Source organism: Peribacillus sp. P4_C12 (genome assembly GCF_056402095.1).
On record NZ_JBFUIB010000520.1, the window covers coordinates 1 to 2457 of the forward strand.

Here is a 2457-nt window from a genome sequence, read left to right on the forward strand (position 1 = left end):
TTTTAGAGTAATAGTATCAGTATGTCCAAGATTTAGAGATTAATTGCAATTGTCTTCAAGTTCTTGCACCAGAACCGTTTATTTAGTTTAATTAGATAAATAAGTATTATAAATATAATTAGTTTAAAATTTGAAATAATGAAAACAGGAGGTGGATAAAAGTGCCTATTCCAAAAAAAACACGTTTCGCTTTTAAGGAGACTCTTCAAAAAAACCCAAGCAAAAAAACGTTTATTGACTTGCTCAATAATATGAAAGAAGAAGAAGTTATTGATTTATTTAGAGCATTTACTTCAAGTGGAGAAACTAATACTGAACAAAATAAAGATGGGAATATGATGACTGTTGAGGAAACAGCAGAATTATTTGGTGTGACAGGCCAAGCCGTGTATAAATGGATTAAAAAAGGAAAAATCAAATACATTAATACTTCTCCGATAGAGGGAGGAAGAGGGTTTTTAATTCCCAAAGACCAATTTACAAACAAATATCTAACTGATGATAAAATGAACCAAGCAAGAAAAGCACTTAGAACAGATGGTACAGATATAGAAATTTTAGATAAAACAGACCTAAAATGGGATTTGTGGCTACTCGACCATGTTATTTACCATTCATTCGATGAGATTTTTATTACAGATGCTTCTGGAATGGTATTGAATGTAAGCCCATCATGTCGTGAATTATATGGTGTGGAACCAAGTGAACTAATTGGTCAAACAGTGGAGAAGTTAGAACAACAAGGTATTTTAACTCCATCTGTGACAAAACTTGTTCTTTATAGCCAAGAGATAGAGACGAGAGTTCAAAATACGAATACGAATAAAAAAGTCATTGTTTCTGCTTATCCAATATTTGATGAAGGTAGCAATCTTATAAGAATTTTAAGCTTTTCAAGAGATATTACAGAGATTGAACTTTTAAAAGAGAAAAATGAACAAGTGGCTAAAACAATTACTTTATATGAGGAAGAGATCACTAAATTAAAAAAGAAGCAACTTCTTAAACAAAATGAGCGAAAAATGCAAAAAGTGATGGAGCTAATTTCAAAAGTTTCAGATTTAGATGTCACTATACTATTGGAAGGTGAATCAGGAGTAGGAAAAACCAGACTTGCTCATTTCATACATAAAGAGTCTTTAAGAAAAGACAAGCCGTTTATTGAAGTAAATTGCGGTGCTATTCCAGAATCACTGATTGAATCTGAGCTGTTTGGTTATGAGGAAGGAGCGTTTACTGGTGCGAAAAAAGGAGGAAAAAAAGGATATTTTGAATTGGCGCAAAGTGGGACAATCTTACTGGATGAAATCGCTGAGTTGCCATATAATTTGCAGGTAAAATTTTTATCTGTGCTTCAAAATCGTAGGTTAACGCGAGTAGGGGGGAGCAAGGAAGTCAATATTGATTGTCGAATCGTTTGTGCTACAAATAAAAATCTTGAACAACTTGTAAAAGAAGGGCATTTTCGCGAAGACTTATATTATCGAATCAATGTTATAAAGGTTCAAGTTCCACCACTTCGTGAAAGGAAAAATGAACTTGTTTCACTTTGTGATGAATTTACAAAGGAATTTAACAAAAAGCATCGTTTATCAAAATCTTTTTCGCCGCAGATGATTACTTGGATGACCCATCAAAAATGGCCCGGAAATATACGTGAACTTCGCAATTATATCGAAAAAACAATGATTACATCAAACGATGATGTGCTCAATTTTGAAAGTGTTGATCCCGATTTCGCAGGAAAACAGGAAATATCCAAATAGCATCACGCTGGGACAGGCACTAGGAATCAGTCAAGCGACGGTGAACCGCAAAATTAATAAGTACGTCGAAACTTCAATGGCTTATATATAAGATTAGCTGTTTGAAGTTTTTTTGGCATGAATATTGCAATATAAATTGGTGGAATAAACAAATAAATAGGAGGTTTTAACATGAACCAAAAATACGTACCGATTAATTCTCAAAATTCCCCGCGTTTTTCGGGAATAAAAACGTTTATGCGCTTACCGTTTGTAAAAACGGAGAAGGACATAGATTTTGCGGTTGTTGGAGTCCCGTTTGATACAGGAGGAAGTTTTGCCGTAGGCACTCGGTTTGGTCCGGAAGCTGTTCGTTCTATGTCTTCTCTTCTTCGTCCATATAATCCAGGTATGGAAATTGATATATTTGAGCATTGTTCGGGTGTGGATTACGGTGACCTTGAAGTGAATCCGGGTTATATAGAAGAATCTTATCATTTAATAGAAGAACAACTTGGGACATTACTGAAGAATAATGTCATTCCGATTTTAATTGGTGGAGACCATTCTGTTTCATTACCTCATTTGCGATCCATGGCCAAACAATATGGACCTATAAGTCTTGTTCATTTTGATTCGCATGGAGACACTTGGGATTCATATTTTGGTAAAAAATACACACATGGCACCATGTTTCGGCGAGCTGTAGAGG

Annotated in this window: 2 protein-coding genes; both read left to right on the forward strand. The window is 34.6% G+C overall.

Going from position 1 to position 2457, the window contains the following annotated elements; all coding sequences use genetic code 11:
- Positions 1 to 161 precede the first annotated feature (161 nt).
- The gene (locus AC1DUW_RS25855; protein WP_477643825.1) at positions 162 to 1766 is read left to right on the forward strand and encodes a sigma 54-interacting transcriptional regulator; all 1605 of its coding nucleotides are present in this window, start codon (positions 162 to 164) and stop codon (positions 1764 to 1766) included.
- A gap of 171 nt (positions 1767 to 1937) precedes the next feature.
- On the forward strand, positions 1938 to 2457 hold a 520-nt coding region (locus AC1DUW_RS25860; protein WP_477643826.1), incomplete at its 3' end, for an arginase family protein.